Annotated in this window: 17 protein-coding genes; 10 read left to right on the forward strand and 7 right to left on the reverse strand. The window is 42.3% G+C overall.

Annotated elements, in window-relative coordinates; genetic code table 11:
• The first annotated feature begins 59 nt into the window (after nt 1–59).
• From BLT41_RS03005 to BLT41_RS03040, 8 genes are all read left to right on the forward strand, one after another.
• Nucleotides 60–1,355, forward strand: coding sequence for an ATP-binding protein (locus BLT41_RS03005; RefSeq protein WP_092158093.1), 1,296 nt, complete (start codon nt 60–62; stop codon nt 1,353–1,355).
• Between the two features lie 265 nt (nt 1,356–1,620).
• Nucleotides 1,621–2,178, forward strand: a complete 558-nt coding sequence (locus BLT41_RS03010; protein ID WP_092158094.1) for a GAF domain-containing protein — start codon at nt 1,621–1,623, stop codon at nt 2,176–2,178.
• 26 nt (nt 2,179–2,204) lie between these two features.
• Nucleotides 2,205–3,224: a type I glyceraldehyde-3-phosphate dehydrogenase gene (gene gap, locus BLT41_RS03015; RefSeq protein ID WP_092158095.1), complete on the forward strand. Its 1,020-nt coding sequence runs from the start codon at nt 2,205–2,207 to the stop codon at nt 3,222–3,224.
• A gap of 90 nt (nt 3,225–3,314) precedes the next feature.
• A complete protein-coding gene (locus tag BLT41_RS03020) occupies nt 3,315–4,079 on the forward strand; it encodes an RHS repeat-associated core domain-containing protein (protein WP_092158097.1) in 765 nt (254 codons plus the stop codon).
• A gap of 334 nt (nt 4,080–4,413) precedes the next feature.
• Nucleotides 4,414–4,773, forward strand: a complete 360-nt coding sequence (locus tag BLT41_RS03025) for an RHS repeat-associated core domain-containing protein (protein ID WP_280141299.1) — start codon at nt 4,414–4,416, stop codon at nt 4,771–4,773.
• Complete coding sequence (locus BLT41_RS03030; protein WP_092158101.1) at nt 4,694–5,098, forward strand: hypothetical protein; 405 nt, start codon at nt 4,694–4,696, stop codon at nt 5,096–5,098. The genes BLT41_RS03025 and BLT41_RS03030 overlap by 80 nt, the downstream gene beginning before the upstream one ends.
• A 258-nt stretch (nt 5,099–5,356) precedes the next feature.
• A complete protein-coding gene (locus BLT41_RS03035; protein ID WP_092158103.1) occupies nt 5,357–6,916 on the forward strand; it encodes a hypothetical protein in 1,560 nt (519 codons plus the stop codon).
• Nucleotides 6,917–7,026: 110 nt separating this feature from the next.
• A complete protein-coding gene (locus BLT41_RS03040) occupies nt 7,027–7,917 on the forward strand; it encodes an alpha/beta fold hydrolase (RefSeq protein ID WP_092158105.1) in 891 nt (296 codons plus the stop codon).
• A 12-nt stretch (nt 7,918–7,929) separates the two neighbouring features.
• On the opposite strand, the gene BLT41_RS03045 is transcribed toward BLT41_RS03040, so the two are convergent.
• Both BLT41_RS03045 and BLT41_RS03050 read right to left on the reverse strand, forming a co-directional pair.
• Nucleotides 7,930–9,600: an FAD-dependent oxidoreductase gene (locus tag BLT41_RS03045; protein ID WP_092158107.1), complete on the reverse strand. Its 1,671-nt coding sequence runs from the start codon at nt 9,598–9,600 to the stop codon at nt 7,930–7,932.
• Nucleotides 9,601–9,759: 159 nt separating this feature from the next.
• Nucleotides 9,760–10,791: an elongator complex protein 3 gene (locus BLT41_RS03050; RefSeq protein WP_092158109.1), complete on the reverse strand. Its 1,032-nt coding sequence runs from the start codon at nt 10,789–10,791 to the stop codon at nt 9,760–9,762.
• A 177-nt stretch (nt 10,792–10,968) separates the two neighbouring features.
• On the opposite strand from BLT41_RS03050, the gene BLT41_RS03055 reads away from it, so the two are divergent.
• Complete coding sequence (locus BLT41_RS03055) at nt 10,969–11,388, forward strand: HIT family protein (protein ID WP_092158111.1); 420 nt, start codon at nt 10,969–10,971, stop codon at nt 11,386–11,388.
• A gap of 125 nt (nt 11,389–11,513) precedes the next feature.
• A complete protein-coding gene (locus BLT41_RS03060; RefSeq protein ID WP_085103387.1) occupies nt 11,514–11,804 on the forward strand; it encodes an integration host factor subunit alpha in 291 nt (96 codons plus the stop codon).
• A gap of 100 nt (nt 11,805–11,904) precedes the next feature.
• Here the strand turns inward: BLT41_RS03060 and BLT41_RS03065 are convergent, their stop codons facing one another.
• The 5 genes from BLT41_RS03065 to BLT41_RS03085 form a co-directional block, all read right to left on the reverse strand.
• Nucleotides 11,905–12,774 carry a septal ring lytic transglycosylase RlpA family protein gene (locus BLT41_RS03065; protein WP_092158113.1) on the reverse strand — a complete coding sequence of 290 codons (870 nt, stop codon included), beginning with the start codon at nt 12,772–12,774 and terminating at the stop codon, nt 11,905–11,907.
• A gap of 110 nt (nt 12,775–12,884) precedes the next feature.
• Nucleotides 12,885–13,397: a cyclic nucleotide-binding domain-containing protein gene (locus tag BLT41_RS03070; RefSeq protein WP_092158115.1), complete on the reverse strand. Its 513-nt coding sequence runs from the start codon at nt 13,395–13,397 to the stop codon at nt 12,885–12,887.
• Entirely contained in the window at nt 13,390–14,538 is a 1,149-nt protein-coding gene (locus BLT41_RS03075) for an ion channel (protein WP_092158117.1), read from the reverse strand. Before BLT41_RS03075 ends, BLT41_RS03070 begins: the two co-directional genes overlap by 8 nt.
• A gap of 191 nt (nt 14,539–14,729) precedes the next feature.
• The gene (locus BLT41_RS03080; protein WP_092158119.1) at nt 14,730–15,200 is read right to left on the reverse strand and encodes a LysM peptidoglycan-binding domain-containing protein; all 471 of its coding nucleotides are present in this window, start codon (nt 15,198–15,200) and stop codon (nt 14,730–14,732) included.
• A 58-nt stretch (nt 15,201–15,258) separates the two neighbouring features.
• Entirely contained in the window at nt 15,259–16,029 is a 771-nt protein-coding gene (locus BLT41_RS03085; protein WP_092158121.1) for a hypothetical protein, read from the reverse strand.
• Between the last annotated feature and the right edge of the window lie 24 nt (nt 16,030–16,053).

Raw genomic sequence — 16,053 nt, forward strand, 5'->3', positions numbered from 1 at the left:
CTTTTTGAAGTAAGCGGTTGCCACTTGCTAACAGATACGTCTCAATGTAACTCGTTTTCATGGGACACATCATTGGAAAAGATATTTATCGGCAGTTAGGTCAAAAGGTTGATAATACCACGGTTCGTATGCCGTGGTCTGAGCCTTTGCATGAGCTTCTTAAATCTCTTTATTCTCTCGCAGAAGCGGATCTGATTGTCCGCATGCCCTATCGCCCTTCCAGTCTTCAGCGTATCTCAAAAATTACAGGCATTAATCAAAAACAGCTCCAGCCTATGCTTGAAGACATGTGCTTCAAAGGGCTTGTTTGCGATATGTGGGAAAAAGATGAATATCTCTATATGATCAGCCCGTTTGTCATCGGTTTTTTTGAATTTACCATGATGCGTACGGGCGGCAATCTTGACTCCAAAAAATGGGCAGAATTGTTCCAAAGTTATATGTTCGGAGACCGATCTTTTATCGACGCAAATTTTGGCGACGGGCAGCAAATTTCAGTTATGCGCGCATTGCCTTATGAAGAAACTATCCGCGATGTCGATCATGTTGAGATTCTTGATTATGAGAAAGCATCAGCTTTGATTGAACGGCAAAATCTGTTCGCTGTCGGTTTATGCTCTTGCCGGCATGAAAAAATGCACCTCGGCAAACAGGGTTGCGATGTCCCCCTTGAAACTTGCACTTCCATGGGTGACGCGGCGCAGTTTTTGATCCGCAATAAATTCGCCCGCGAAATTTCACGTTCTGAAATGCTCGATATTCTTGCCCGTTCTAAAGAAATGGGATTCACGCTTTCTACGGACAACGTTAAACAGAATGCAGGTTTCATCTGTCATTGTTGCGGTTGCTGTTGCAATCTTATGCAGGGCATTAAATATTCAGGTTACCCGGGCATGCTTGTTTCTTCATCTTTCATTGCAAAGTGTGATCTTGAAGAGTGTAATGGTTGTGGATTGTGCGCCAAGGCGTGTCCGATCGATGCCATCACCATGCTTGAAAAAGCTGGCGTTGATTCTGTTACAGCTCCTGCTAAAAACCGAAAATATGCTGAAATTAATAACAAACTCTGCCTTGGATGCGGAGTCTGTGCTTTAAAATGTGAAACCAGAGCATTGCAGATGGAAAAGCGCGAGCAGAAAGTTATTCATCCCGAAGACAGCTTTGAGCGCGTTATCCTGCAATCCCTCGAACGGGGTACTTTGCAAAATCTTATTTTTGATAATCCCAACAGTCGCAGTGAATCATTTATGCGAGCTGTTGTTGGTGGGTTCCTTAAACTTTCTCCAGTTAAAAAAGGACTTATGAGTGAAGCCTTACGGTCTCGTTTTCTCGGAGCAATCAGAGATAAAAATTAAAACAAAAAAATACGAAAGGCTTTGCTTTTAATGATTCCATATGCAACATTGTGAGCTATAGTGAATCTTAAATTTAGTTTTAATGTTGCAAAGTGAACATAATTCTATTTTTTGCTTAACAATCTCTTTCGTTCTTTTACATGCAATATCGAGCACAATGTGCTAGATTGCTAATAATAAAGATTGACGTGTTTTAAAAATTGAAGTGCCGTATTTCCCTAAGACGGTCTTTTTTATGAAATTTAAAACAAGGTAGGTTTGAGAAATGGGTAAAACCAGACTCTACAAAGCGATTTATGAGATTACCAGAGCTATCAATTCCAGCTTGGAACCGAAGAAGGTTCTTTCTAGGATAGCCGAGAAGGTTGCTACGGAAATGAATCTGAAAGGTTGTTTCATTCGTTTGCTTGATCGTAGCGGTGAGCTTCTTTTAGCGGATGCCTCATACGGACTGAGTGAAAGATATGAAAAAAAAGGGCCTGTAGAGGTTTCTAAAAGTCGTATCGATCAGGAAGTTTTGAAGGGCGCAATTTTAAGTATTGCCGATGTCCGCAGTGATGACCGTTTTCAGTACCCTGAAGAAGCAGCAAAAGAAGGACTTGTTTCCTTGGTTGTTCTTCCGCTTACAGCCCGGGGTGAAAAGGTTATCGGTGTGCTCAGAGTGTATTCGGGCGAAAAGCGTGAATTTTCAGAAGAGGAACTTGATTTCCTCAAATGCGTTGCAGATCTTTCAGGGCTTGCGCTGGAAAATGCACGCATGTTTCATGCACTTAAGAGGGCAAGTGAACTGGCTAACGATTACACCTACCGGGTCGATGACTGATCCGTTCCTTTTATGAGGATAGCAATATGAGTAAAGTAAAAGTTGGGATTAACGGATTCGGGCGTATTGGCCGTCAGGTGCTTAAAACCATTTGGGAAAGGCATCGTGATAATATTGAAGTTGTTGCAGTAAATGACCTTTTCGATATTAAAACCAATGCGCTGCTTTGTTCCAGAGATACAAATTACGGTAAATTTCCGCCTGAAATCACTGTTGATGGCAACATCATGCAGATTGGCGATGATTTCACTATAAAGAATTTTGCTGAACGCGATCCGCGCAAAATCCCTTGGGGAGAATGCGGTGTGGATGTGGTTGTGGAATGCACGGGTATTTTCAGAACCGGAGAAAAAGCTGCTCAGCATCTGCAAAGCGGAGCAAAAAAAGTTGTAATCTCAGCTCCTGCACAGGATGAAGACATCACTGTTGTTATGGGTGTTAACCATAAAGATTATGATCCAATAAAGCATAATATTATTTCAAATGCTTCTTGTACAACCAATTGTCTTGCTCCGATTGTAAAGGTGATTCACGAGAAGTTCGGCATTGAAAAAGGTGTTATGACCACCATTCATGCCTACACAAACGATCAGCGTATTCTCGATCAGCCGCATAAAGATTTAAGGCGCGCGCGTGCTGCTGCTTGTAATATGATTCCTACGTCCACCGGAGCGGCTAAGGCTGTTGCGTTGGTTATTCCTGAAATGAAAGGCAAGTTTGAAGGATATTCTGTACGTGTTCCTACACCGACAGTATCTCTTGTGGACTTTGTTGCAATACTTAGCAAAGACACCACAACTGAAGATCTTAAAGCTGTGCTTAAAAGTGCGGCTGAAGGCGAACTCAAGGGCATTCTCGGTTATTCCGAAGAGCCGCTTGTTTCTTCTGACTATCTGGCCGATCCTCGTTCAGGTATTGTGGAAGCTGATTTCACAGTGGTTCAGGGCGGAAATCTTGCCAAAGTATACGCATGGTACGACAACGAGTGGGGTTACTCCTGCCGCGTTGCAGACCTGATTGATTACATGGCGAAGTGCGGATTGTAAGAATTCTTATTAAGTAAGTTTATTTAGAGATAAGCCCGTTGAAGTTTGTGCTTCAACGGGCTTTTTTTTGTGTAATCAAGCCCCTATGGTATGGTTGCGGACAAAAGAGGTTATGATGTAAAGCGAATTATATATGATTCGTTTGGGAATGTATTGCTCGATAGCGGAGTCAGTCTGGATGTATGCCTCGGATTCGCCGCCGGACTTCACGATAAAGATACCGGACTCGTACATTTGGGCTATCGCGAATACGCCCCCATCATCGGCAGGTTCATAACTCCCGACCCCATCGGTTTAGCTGGCGGGGATGTGGATGTTTATGGTTATTGTTGGGATGATCCGATTAATTTTTATGATCGGACGGGGCTTGCTGGGAAGAGTGAAGAAAAGAAAAAAGAGAATTATAAAAGTGATTCTATTACTGGGCTTGATATGCATGAAGTGATTAAAAAATACGGGAAAAAACCCTACTCTGCAATAAAATGGGGAGGAGAAGGTCGAACTTTAAAAGATGGTCCAAAATATGGAAATTGGGGAGGAGGGCTCCATAGTGGAGGTGTAGACGGAGGAAAGGTTGGTTCGAAACCTCCTGTAGATAGCTCAGATGAGGCCTATAAAAAACATGATCTTGCGTATGAGCGTATAAAAAATATAGAAATATTGGGAGATGTTAATGAAGTACAAAAACAAAAAATTAAGGAAGCTGACGAAATGTTGGTAGAAGATCTTGAAAAACTAGGTGATGATCCAAGTAAGTGGACTAATCCACCAAAAGGAAAAGATAAGGAAGATGCAAAAGATTACAGAAAAGCTGCTAAATTAATTTTTAAAATGAAAAATTATGTTAAGCAATAAAAATGTAATTATACTTATGTGGGTAATTATCGCACCAACATACTATTTGTTTAAGTATTTATTTCATCTAATAAATGAGCCTCTTACTATTTTGGTAGTTCCAATTTTGCCATATTTCTTTTTGCTATTTTTGCTTTTGAAAAACAAAGACAAATCCTCAGTGAATTTATTTTATGTGATTACGCCGGGGGTAATTTGTTGCCTTCCCACACTGTACTTATTTTTTATATTTTGGTGCTGGCTCTATAGTGGCTTTGCTCCATAGAATATAATTAATTTTAACAACCTGTTATCTCGCTAAAACTCCTCCTAGCTGCTATTAGGAGGAATTTTTATAGCCCAACGAGGCTTCTCCGCAGGATTGACGGATAAAAACACAGGACTCATACATTTGGGATATCGTGAATACTGTCCCGCCATCGGCAGGTTCATAACCCCTGACCCAATTGGCTTTGCTGGCGGGGATGTGGATATTTATGGCTATTGCCTCGATGATCCTATTAATTTTCATGACCGGACGGGTCTTGCTGGGAAGAGTGAGGAGAAAAAAGAAGGAGTTTTTTCAAAAATAATCTCAGGATTACGTAAAGCTTCAACTGCAATCCCGAAAGGACTTGAAGGGGCAGCGGAGAAAAGCATTAAAGGTATCAAAAGCTACTACCGAAGGTGGAAAAGCTGCGGTAGAAGCTCTTGATAAGGGGGCAGATGCAGCGGGTGAGGCTGTTGGAAAAACTGTAGATGAATTTAAAACAAATGATAAATTACAAGATGCAACTTTAACAGCTCTTGGAGCCGGAGTCCTTCCTATTGCACTAGCTTCAGGAATAGCAGCAGGCCCTGCTGTTTCAAGTGCAGCTGTAGCTATTGCTAATAAGGTCGCCATGACTCCTGGAGCAAAAGAAGTTATTGATTTTGCGAAAGGAGCAAATCCTATAAGTGGAACCGCCCCTAATCCAAAATCAATTTTTGAAGGTGCCGGAGTAATTGTCTCTGACCTCTTTCAGCGCTATTCAAAATAATAATTTATAGGTATTTATGTTTTTAACATTCGAAGATTATCAATTAAGGGATGAGTAGTGATTAATCGAGGTTTATATATAGGACTCAGTTTATTTATGATTTGTGTATTAGCCCCGACTTCGGTCGGGGCATTTTTTTTAACTTTTTTTAACCCCCGGACCTGACTCGGCTTATTCATGTCCGCCCTGCGCGCTATTCACCTGTTTCAACAGATGTATTTTTGTAAATAAATCAATTGTTAACAGGGAGCTTAAGTAATGCCAAAAGTTTCAGCGGGTGGAATGGGTAAATTTTCAGCGGAGCAGGGGCGGCGCGATGTTTTAGGTGCGGACGGGGCGGCAAAGGTAGTTAGCCCTGAGGTTGAACTTCTGCTTAGTAAGAAGGATATAGCTCCTGAACTTATGAAGCGTGCTCATGACAGGCAGGATGAAGAGCGTGATTTGCGGGTGCTTGATGCTTATAATTCTTTTGAGGCAGGATTGCAGGAGATTCTAAATTCTCCTGAAACAGGAGTGTTGCAACGGCAGGCTGGAGCGGCGCAAACTGCAACCAATGAGGTGAATGATTATTTTTCAGAGGAAGGCGGCAAGCATCTCGATAAGCTGCCTGATGATGAAGCTCGTGTAAGGTTTACGGCTCTTTTGAATTCGCGCAGGAAAACAGCGATAAATTTTGTCGCACAGCATCAGAGTCAGGAATATCAGAACTGGAAGGATAACACGGCCCGTGACACCATTGATTCTGTGCTTAAATCGGTAAATCTCAGCCCGGATTATGCAACACTTGTGCATGGCGAGAATCTTTTGGAAGGGGCGGTTTTAAGGCTTTATCGGGGAAGCGATCCCGCTGTTTTGAACCATCGTCTCAGTAGCGCAAAGCAGGCTATGTATGGCGGTGCAATCGAATCTATCGGAGCAAAAGATCCGATATCTGCCTTGCTGGTGGCTGTAAGCTGGAAAGATAGGCTTTCAGAAGAAGTTTATGCCCGCCTTGAGGAAAAATTAAAACCTCTCGCTTGGAATCAAAGTCTTAAACAGGAATTTGCTGAGTTACGCGGATTAAGTGATGAAGAAATGCAGGCCAACATTGATGAAATAAGTGACCCGGCAATGCAGCAGGAACTGGTTGAAATGGTTCGGGCTGATAAATTTCAGCAAGCAGCTATAGCCAAGAAGGCGGAAGAGGAAAGGCTGAATGCATTAAACCGTGCTCTTTTTCAGCAATATAGTGAGGGTCGATTAACTCCAGAAATTATTACAGATTCAGGCTTGCCGGTAGAGTTCCGTCAAAGATGGCGCCTTGTTATCGAACGAAAAGATACGGTCGGCGAAGATGGACCGTTTATTACTGCAGTAGATGGAATAATTTCCCGTGCAATTGCTGTTGAGTATCAAATTTATTCATTAATGGCTGAAGGACTTGGAGCTGGAGATGCCGCCATGCTCACAGCTTTATTCAGTATGCGGGATAATCCGCAGGCAAAACTCATTATGAATTGTCTGAAAGATCTTGCGGAAGCGAATGAATCGGCTGGAGGTGATGCGGAAGATTATGCCGCCGCCATTCGTGATTTGCTTCACCGTGTTCAGTATTTTTTACAGAAGGGGGAAGTCTTCAGTATCACATCAATACGGAACGAAGTCAGAGATGATTATTTTGGAGAGAGCAAACATGTTTTTAAAGAATCTTCGGTTTCGGAAGTAGAAGATGTGGAAGGTGATGAAATTGAAATAAAGAATTCTGAACCTGCTGAAATCGAAGACGCTGAGACAGAATCCGATGATTCTAAAATAGATGAAATTGAAGTCGAGGGTTAACTGATACAAAGAGCACCCTGTCGTTGGCAGGGTGCTCTTTCCAAAACTATCTCTACGAGGTAATGTTCCTTTAAGTATAAATTAATTTATGAAATATATCAGGAGCCGTCATGCAGCGCTATTTTAACTTATTTGTTTTATTTATTTTGTTATCCAGCATGGCTGCTTGCGGACCTAAAAATAATATTAATACCGCGCCGGATATTAGCTCGCTTCCGTATTCAACGGTGCAGGTTGCAGACGCACAATTAGCTTACCGGGTGTACGGAAAAGGCGAACCGCTGCTTATGATCATGGGTTTTGCCGGAACTATGGATTTATGGGATCTGGATTTAATCCGTGAACTTGCTAAAAATCATAAGGTGATCTTGTTTGATAATCGGGGCATGGGTGGGTCATCACTAGGTACGGAATCTATTTCAATAACCCGCATGGCGGATGACAGCGCGGGGTTGCTGGATGCACTGGGTTATGAAAAATCACATGTTCTGGGCTGGTCTATGGGCGGATTAATCGCTCAGGAACTAGCTTTGAATCATCCTGAAAAGGTTGAAAAATTGATATTGATGGGAGCAGCCTGCGAGAGTGAGCCTGTAGCAAAAATTACAAAAGAATTGATGAAAATGGATACAAAAGAACTGCTTTCCCATTTTTTTCCTAAGGCATGGCTGGATAAGCATCCTGATGCGATCTCAAAGTTGCCCTCTTCCAAAAATCCTCCGAATATTGAGATTATAAAGGCGCAAGGTGAGGCTTTGATTAATTGGTCTGGAACCTGTGACAGGCTTGAATCACTACATAAAGATACATTGATTATTTCAGGTATGCAGGACGATATTCTTCCTGAAACTCTGAGCTTTGAGCTGGCAGAGAAGATTCAAGGAGCATGGCTGGTCCGTTTTAAAAACGCGGCTCACTGGCTTATGTATCAAGCCCCTGTGAGCCTTGCCCGGACCATTTCCACATTTCTTATTGTGCGGGAAGACATGCTTGCACAGTAATTTTAAATTTATTTACCAGATATTTTTTGGGATTTTATTCTCATCAGCATAGAAGCGGTTGAAATCTTCAAATGCTGTCAGCGCTGCCGCCGCTCCCTGTCCTGTGGCAGTGATAATCTGACGGACTCCGCCGGTAACATCTCCGGCTGCGTAGACTCTTTCAATGTTGGTCCGTTGTGAAGTGTCTACTTCTATGAATCCGTCATCACATAACTTAACACCAATTTTTTCGGCAAGAACAGTGTTCGGTGTTTGCCCTATAGCAACGAAAAGACCGTCCGTTTCTCTATCAAATTCAGAGCCGTCTTTAGTGTTTTTAAGGCGTGCACCAACAACTTGATCTTCTCCCAGCACCTCAGAAACAACACAATTCCATAAAATTTCAATTTCCTCGCGTGCTACTGCGTCCTGCAATACTTTTTCGCCTCTGAAAGAGTCTCCGCGGTGAACTATCGTTGTTTCGACACCAAGTTTTTTTAAGTGGAGAGCATCAGTCATGGCTGTATTCCCTCCGCCGATAACAAGAACTTTTCCGCCGCGATAGAAATTTCCATCACAGGTGGCACAATAACTGACGCCATGTCCGTAGAATTTGTCTTCGCCGGGAACGTCGAGCATGCGCACTTTTACACCTGTCGCCAGCAATATGCCTTTGGCGTGATAAGTTGTCTCGTCGGTTACAACTTTAATACGTTCTCCGTATTGAAGGTCAAGAACTTCAACAAATTGTTTGATTTCTGTATATTCCCGGGCATGCGTGCTGAGTATTTCAACAAGATCAATTCCCTGAATATTCGAAAAGCCTGGATAATTTTCAACTTTAGGAGTGAGGGCGATTTGTCCTCCTATTCCATGCTTATCGAGGATGACGCAACTCAGCCCGCTTCTTTTAGCGTATATTCCTGCGCTCATTCCAGCAGGGCCGGAGCCTATAATTACCAGATCAATGTCCGTTTCGTTCTTTTTCTGTCCTGTCTCTTTTTTTATCTCGCGCTGATTTTTAAGTATATCATCCAGGGGCTTGAGAAAGAGCAGTTGTGTCATGAATTTTTCTTCGGCTTCAAGGCCGATAAATGAAATCTCGTTGTTGAAATCTGTGTGAGGCACCGAGCCTACTTTATATTTTTCAGCTAAATCTGAATTTTCCAAGGTGGATATGCACCATGCTGAAACCTTATCAGGGCTGACGACAGCTGCTTTGAATGCGTTTATAGCCTGTCCGGGGCAGTAGGGGCAGGTCGGGCTGGAAAATATTTTAATTTGTCTTTCAGATTCAAGCTTTGACATAATTTCTTTTGTACTGTCTGAAATGACAGCTGTTCCTCGCGAAGCAAGGTTCAGAGCTTCAACAAGAGCTCTACCTTCTTCGCCCGCCGGAGCACCTAAAAAGCGGATGTCATATGATTCAGGGGATATAAGGACTGTGGGGGTTGTGTCTACTCCGCGTTTGCGAGCCATGTCAGAGTCGAGGGAATATTCGGAGATCTCGATCTTATCCGTAAGAATAGCGAGGGCGCGGCAAAGATTCAGTGTAAATTCATTGTATTCGTCATGAGGGCCTTTTTGAGTGTAGACTTCAATGATTACATCTTTATCAAATTCGGAAAATAATTTTTCTAAATATTTACGGCTCTCATCGGGAATAAAATTACGATATTTATCTTCAGCAGTTAATGCGCTCATATAATTCTCCTGTTACTTTATGATGAGATTAACTCATGGAATCCTTTTCTGAAAGAATTAATCTATTAATTATGAATATGTGATATCCATATCAAAAAGTCTTAACAGGAATCATTACTAAATAAAAATAAAAAGTTTAATAAATAATACGGATAGATTTTAGTAATGCAGTTCAAACTGTCGTCCCTTGCTGAAACGAACATTGCCGGGGGTAATGTTGAGGCGTGAGTAGAGGGGTTTAAGTGTTCCTTTGTGTCCCCAGAATTCACCGGAGTATTTAGATGGAACAACAACCTGTTTAACTTCTGAATTTAATAACGGCAAGCGTGAGCGAATGAATAGGTATAGGGCCTTCGAGCGTACGAGTTGTCCGAGTGCCGGATGTACAGGGCCTGCTACAATGTTATCTTGAAATCCATCTTCGGAGGCAACGCCAAGCCTGATAACGTGAATTTTTTTGTTCCAAAGCCTTAGCAGTGCAAAGGAAAGCTCTTCTTCTGTTCTCGTCAAGCTCCAAGGTTTATATCTGTCTGCATTATAAAGTTTTTCGAGCGCAGTCCCTTTTACGGTGAGACATGGATAAATTCTTACAGCATCCGGTTCTATGGAAATTGTTCTGTCGATATCGTTTTGAAATTCACTTTTTGCTGAACCCGGCAAACCCGGTAAAAGCTGAATGCCCAGAGAAAGACCTGCTTTTTTGACTGTTTCACAGGCTTTACGAGCTGTTTCAGGAGAGTAGTTGCGTCCCGATCTTTTTAAAGTGTGTGCTGAAAAACTTTGAATGCCCAGTTCGATCATATCCATTCCGGATTCTGCCAACTTCGTTAAATTATCAAATTCGATGAAGTCCGGTCTGGTGGAGCATCTTATTTTTGTGATGAAACCATTTTCTTTATGTTTTTTAACAGCGCTTAAAAAGCGTAGCTGCCATTCCATTGGAAGAGCTGTAAATGTGCCACCAAAAAAAGCCAATTCAAGAGGTTTTCGGTTTGAATTTGAAAAAAAAGCGGGTATATCTTCGGTAATAGCTTGATATATTTTGTTTAATCCCTTAGCGCCTGTACCAGTTTGTCTTTCTTGTGAACAGTATACGCAGCGTGACGGGCAACCCATAAAGGGCATAAAGACAGGCCAGATACGGGTTTTCGGGCGGCTAGGTTCAGGGTGTTTGAAGAGGAGACAGCTCATTTTTTTGGGGTATTCCTTAAATAAAAAACACTAATCATGTCTTTATTTAATAAATTAGCTTGATTAAAAAAAAATGGTTAGGTAAATAATTAGTAATCTTATCACTGTGGAACGAGTTATACTCGTTTAGAATTATTTATCACAACACGCAACACAAGTATTTCAACATTAATTAATATGAACAATCAAGACTGTATTTTTTGTAAGATCGTTGCTGGAGATATTCCTTGTTTTAAAATTTATGAAACAGAAAATATTCTCAGCTTCTTAGATATCGGGCCTGTTAACAAAGGACATGCGTTGGTAATTCCTAAAGGGCATTATAAAAATCTTTGGGATATTCCTGCTGACCTTGGAAAAGAGCTTATGACAGCTGCGCAGGTAGCTGGTGATGCTATTGTTAAAGCCACCGGAGCTGATGGGCTGAATTTGCTTATGAACAACAATGATGCCGCAGGGCAGCTTGTTTTCCATGCGCATTTCCATCTTATTCCCCGTTTTAAGGACGATGGATTAAAACTTTGGGATCAAGGTGAATATAATGATATGGATGAAGCAATGGCCCTTGCCCAAAAGATAGAAAAGATGATAAAGTGAATAAATTGATAGGTAATTTATTCTGGAGATAACGTTTTAGCTAGTATAGCCGCTGGGCAAAACCAGTGGATAACTTAAAAACCGCCGCCCCTGACCACAGGGCCGGGGATACCGGAGGAGAGGAAATGGCGAACGGAAATACTCTTACAAAAGCCAGTGTCGTTGATTACATCTATGAGAAAACCGATCGGAATAGAGCGGAAATCAAAGATCTGGTTGAAAGCATCCTTGACATCATGAAGCAGGCGATCAAAAGCGATCATGCAATGCTTGTCAGCGGTTTCGGTAAATTTGAAGCTTATGATAAGAATGCAAGGAAGGGGCGTAATCCCCAGACAAATGAGTCAATAACATTGCCTGCGCGCAAAGTTGTTGTCTTTAGACTTTCCCGCAAATTCAGATCAGAGCTTAACTAATAACATCCGGCTTTCCGGCAGCTATTAGCTAGACCCGTTTTTTCAATTAAATAAGGGTCCCGAATTGATTATTCGGGCCCCTTAATTTGTTGTCTATTTTCTATTCCGTTACAATGAATATGTCTGTGAATTCAGATCCGAGAGAATTCAGAGCTTCTTCTGCTGCGAGCAGTGTCTCAAAGTGCCCGGCTTGAACCCTCATATATGTTGCTCCGTTCACACTTACTTCCACCATTCTTGATTCATTGTAGCCATTCCTGCGCAGTCCTTCCAAGATTGATTCAGCGCGTGCGCGTTCAGTAAAAGAACCTACTTGAATGAAGTATTGCGTTTCGTTCGTTGCGGTTTCTGAAACTAAAATTTCTTCTATTTCCGGTTCGGCTCGAACGGTTTCTTCTATCACGGCGATTGTTTCAGGAGCCGCGGTTACGGCTACAATTTCAGAAGCCGCCACTGGTTCAACATTAACATCATTGATGGTGCGAAGGTCAACGCGGGTAATCCCTTTGTTGGCAATGCCCAGTTTTGATGCTGCCGTATAGGACAGATCTATAATTCTCATGTCCGGGTCAGCAAAGGGGCCGCGGTCATTGATGCGTACAACAACTTTATTGCCGGTTTCATGTTCAGTAACTTCCACCATGCTGCCCATAGGAAGGGTTCTGTGTGCTGCGGTCATTGCATACATATCGTATGTTTCACCGTTGGCTGTGGTCCGGCCATGAAAGTCATCACCATACCACGAGGCAAGGCCTTCTGCCTTGTACCCTTTAGAGGTGAGGTACGGCACGTAGGTTCGTCCGTCTATTGTATAAGGATCGGTTTTTAAAATCGGTTTTACAGTGTTTGGAGTATCCCTGTGCACAATTTTAGGCTGCGCGAGCGGCCTTGAAGAGTGGATGACTTTTTTACCGCAACCTGCTGCAAATAGAAGTAGCAACGAGCAAAAGCAGACTATTAATTTTTTCATTTATTCCTCCGGAAGATCAAAAGAAGTTATTTCCTCTGTGCTGTTCAGTTGATCTGATTCAGAACAGAGGTGTAGGTTTCATAATTGGTGAATTTACTTAAGTCCAGTTGTTAACGAGTGCGGGATAAAGCAAGGGCCAGCGCGGTCGTCAATTTTACAAGTTCGCCATTATTTTTACGGACCGTTGCCGCCAGCCGCTTTCCTATGGTCAAAAGAAGTTTATTACCTGTGGCAGGGTGTTTTTCAATCAACGCGAAAAATTTTTCTCTATCTGTAATCAAAAAATCAGAGTCTTCAACAACCGTAACAGTTGCGGAACGATGGTCGTTATCAATAAGTGCAATCTCACCAAAAACAGGAAAAGTTGAATCATCAAGACTGGCAAGAACTTTGCGTGGATTTTCCATTTCTAACAATGGGACACTCATACCTTTCATAAGCATGGCTTTTGAAATTTTAACTTTTCCATCGACCAGAATGAACATTTCATGTCCTTCCTCGCCTTCAGATATGATATTCGTGCCGGATCTGACTGATATTTTTCTAAAAATATTTTGAACGTGAAAAAGTTCTTCATCTTTAAGATCATTGAATATCGGTATTAATTTCCATGAATCAGTCATGATCAAAATCTCCTGCCGCGCTGATAACCAGAAGAGCGTCATACTGGGCCATCGGTTCGCTGTCAGCAGGGTTCATTTTTACTTCAGGCCCTTGCAAGCCCAGTGATGTATCCTGCCCAGAGTTTTCAAAGAGTTCTATTATGAATTGATCGAGAGCTGAACTTTCATCCATAACGTCTTGCAGCGAAAGATTTTTACCAAGTTTGCAAGCTGCAACAGGAAGGGCTCCGTCAGTTGTCCGGAGGATGGAGCTGAGTTCTCCCCAGTTTTTGCGTTTATCATCAGAAGTGCAGGGTCTAAAAAGTAATCTTCCTGAGTTTCCGATTCCCAGAAGGTTGCGGAAGAAAGAGAGCATTGAGGAGTTAATTCCCATCATGCCCATCATGCGGGCAGAAATTTCACCTCTGTGCAGAATTTCATTTGCGCCGGCCCTGCGGAGGTGTTCCCGGTTTTCATATTTGGCGATTTCAGCGTAAATCGGGACTTTCGGCGACATTGTTCGAAGAGCCAGTACTGCGTAAATAGCTTGCTGGTCAGCCTCTTTGCTTTCAATATTATCCTGACAGAGAACATAGATAGTTTTTGCAAATTCAGGATTTGCTCTGGCAATAACACTTGCCTGGCATATGGAGCCGTGCACAAAGTGCAGTTTGTCGCCAAGATCAAGCTTAAAAGCGATCTCGTCTCTTTGCTGTTCAAGCAGATCGCAAACAATGACAAGGTTGAAATTTTTCAGCGCGGTTTGCTTTAGCAGTGATTCAACCAGCCCGAAAGCATAATCATTCCAGCCCAGTATAATAACGTGATCGCTGATTTTCACAGTTAAAAGCCCCTTACGTTTTTTAGCTTTCTGCTCAACCAGCATGGAAGCCATATTACCGGTTAGCGACGTGACCAGCCCGATGCCTGACAGCATCACCAATGCGCCCAGAATTCTGCCCGGTACAGTTGCAGGAACTAGATCTCCATAACCTACAGTTGTGAGGGTTACGATCGACCACCAGAACGCATTGGAAAAATTTGCATTTGCACTTTCTTTAAGCTCAAGCCAGTAGAATCCGAAGGTGCTGAGCAACAGCAATCCGGCTGTAGCCAGCACCAGTTTTCCAAACCCTGTTTTCAGCCATTCAATAAAATTCATTCTTCCCCGCGGGTGAATTAATAAACAAGATTACCTGAAATCATTATTCGGGATCTGCGATTTATTTTAATATAGTCTTTTTTCCGGGGGGGATTCAAGCTTGATTTGCTTTTAGGGGCATAAAACAGAGAAACCCGATTTCCGTTTAAACGGAAATCGGGTTTTAATCGCAGAATAAAGGCTGTGTATTTCTACAGATAGCCGAGAGCTGCTTTCATTTCACCGGGAACAACTGCATCCTGCTGAGGTTCCAGGGTCTTCCATGAAGCACCAGCTGCTTTACGGGCATCCTTAACTTCGTCAAGGCTGTAACCTACGCGGGGAACTTCAAGGCTCTGTCCTGCATAAATCAGGTCAGGGTTTTTGATCTGATCTCTGTTTGCCTTATAAATAAGGGGCCACATGAAAGGATCATTGTAAATCTGCTGGTATTCAGCAATCCACCAGAGACATTCACCTTTTTCTACAACATGAGAAGTAGGAAGGTTTCTGTACTCAGCTTCATAAATTTCCATAGGTGTTGGGGGAACAACTGCTTCCTCAACAACTATAACTTCAGTTTCTTCAACAACCACAACTTCTTCCTGGACAACTTGCTTTTTAGCACAGCCCATTACGAACATCAGGCTGAGAACAACTGCGAGCCAGATAAGTTTTTTCATTTTTTAGAGGCCTCCTCTACGTGATAGAAATTTAAACTAGGGTACCCGTTGATTACAGTTAAACTTTAACTCTTTTCGTCCAATTATCAACTATTTCTTTTTCTTGCAACACCTTGGGATTTTTAGGGTTCAATTTATACGCTTGTTTTGTCGCATCAATAGCTTTTTCCATCCAGCCGCCCATTCTTAAACTTCTGGCGGCAAGAACATAAAGAATTTCAGGCTCTTCCTCGTAAATTGTCTCCACTAGGTACTCATATTCATCACGAAAAACTTCCCGTATAAGGTGATTTTGTGAGTAAAGGAGCCGTCCAAGAAGAGCATTTTCTTTATGATCTCGCAGAAATAAAGGTAAAAGTTTTCTGCATCTGGCAATAATAAATCTGATGCGGCTTATTTCCCGCTCCATACTTTCTTCGGTCTGTTCAACTACCTGAACAAAATCCTGCCCGATTGAAGATTCCTGCAGAGCAATATCTTTGCCTCTCAAATTAGAAAAAAGAGGTGCATAGTTCAAATTTTGATAAGCATCTTCTCTCAGTTTGAAGGCTTCATGGAAAATATATCCCAATCCCCAATCCAGAAATCTACCGGACAAGGGATCTTCCTTTGTATTGCGGAAAAGCAAATGGGCTGTATCTTTGAGTCTCCAAAGCAACCCTTTATTCATTGCGGTTCCGATTAAATCATTCAGAACTTCAAAGCTGACACTGCGTTCCCGGTCGAAAGTTTCGAATTGTTCTTCGAGTGCGCTTCCGGCCAGACAGAAGTCTCTGAATGTATCACGAACAAATTCCGGCATTTTCGCCTGTATCCATGAATTGGACATAGGGGATTCCTATACTTTTAAATT

Origin of the sequence: Maridesulfovibrio ferrireducens (assembly GCF_900101105.1) — a bacterium.
GTDB classification, from domain to species: domain Bacteria; phylum Desulfobacterota; class Desulfovibrionia; order Desulfovibrionales; family Desulfovibrionaceae; genus Maridesulfovibrio; species Maridesulfovibrio ferrireducens.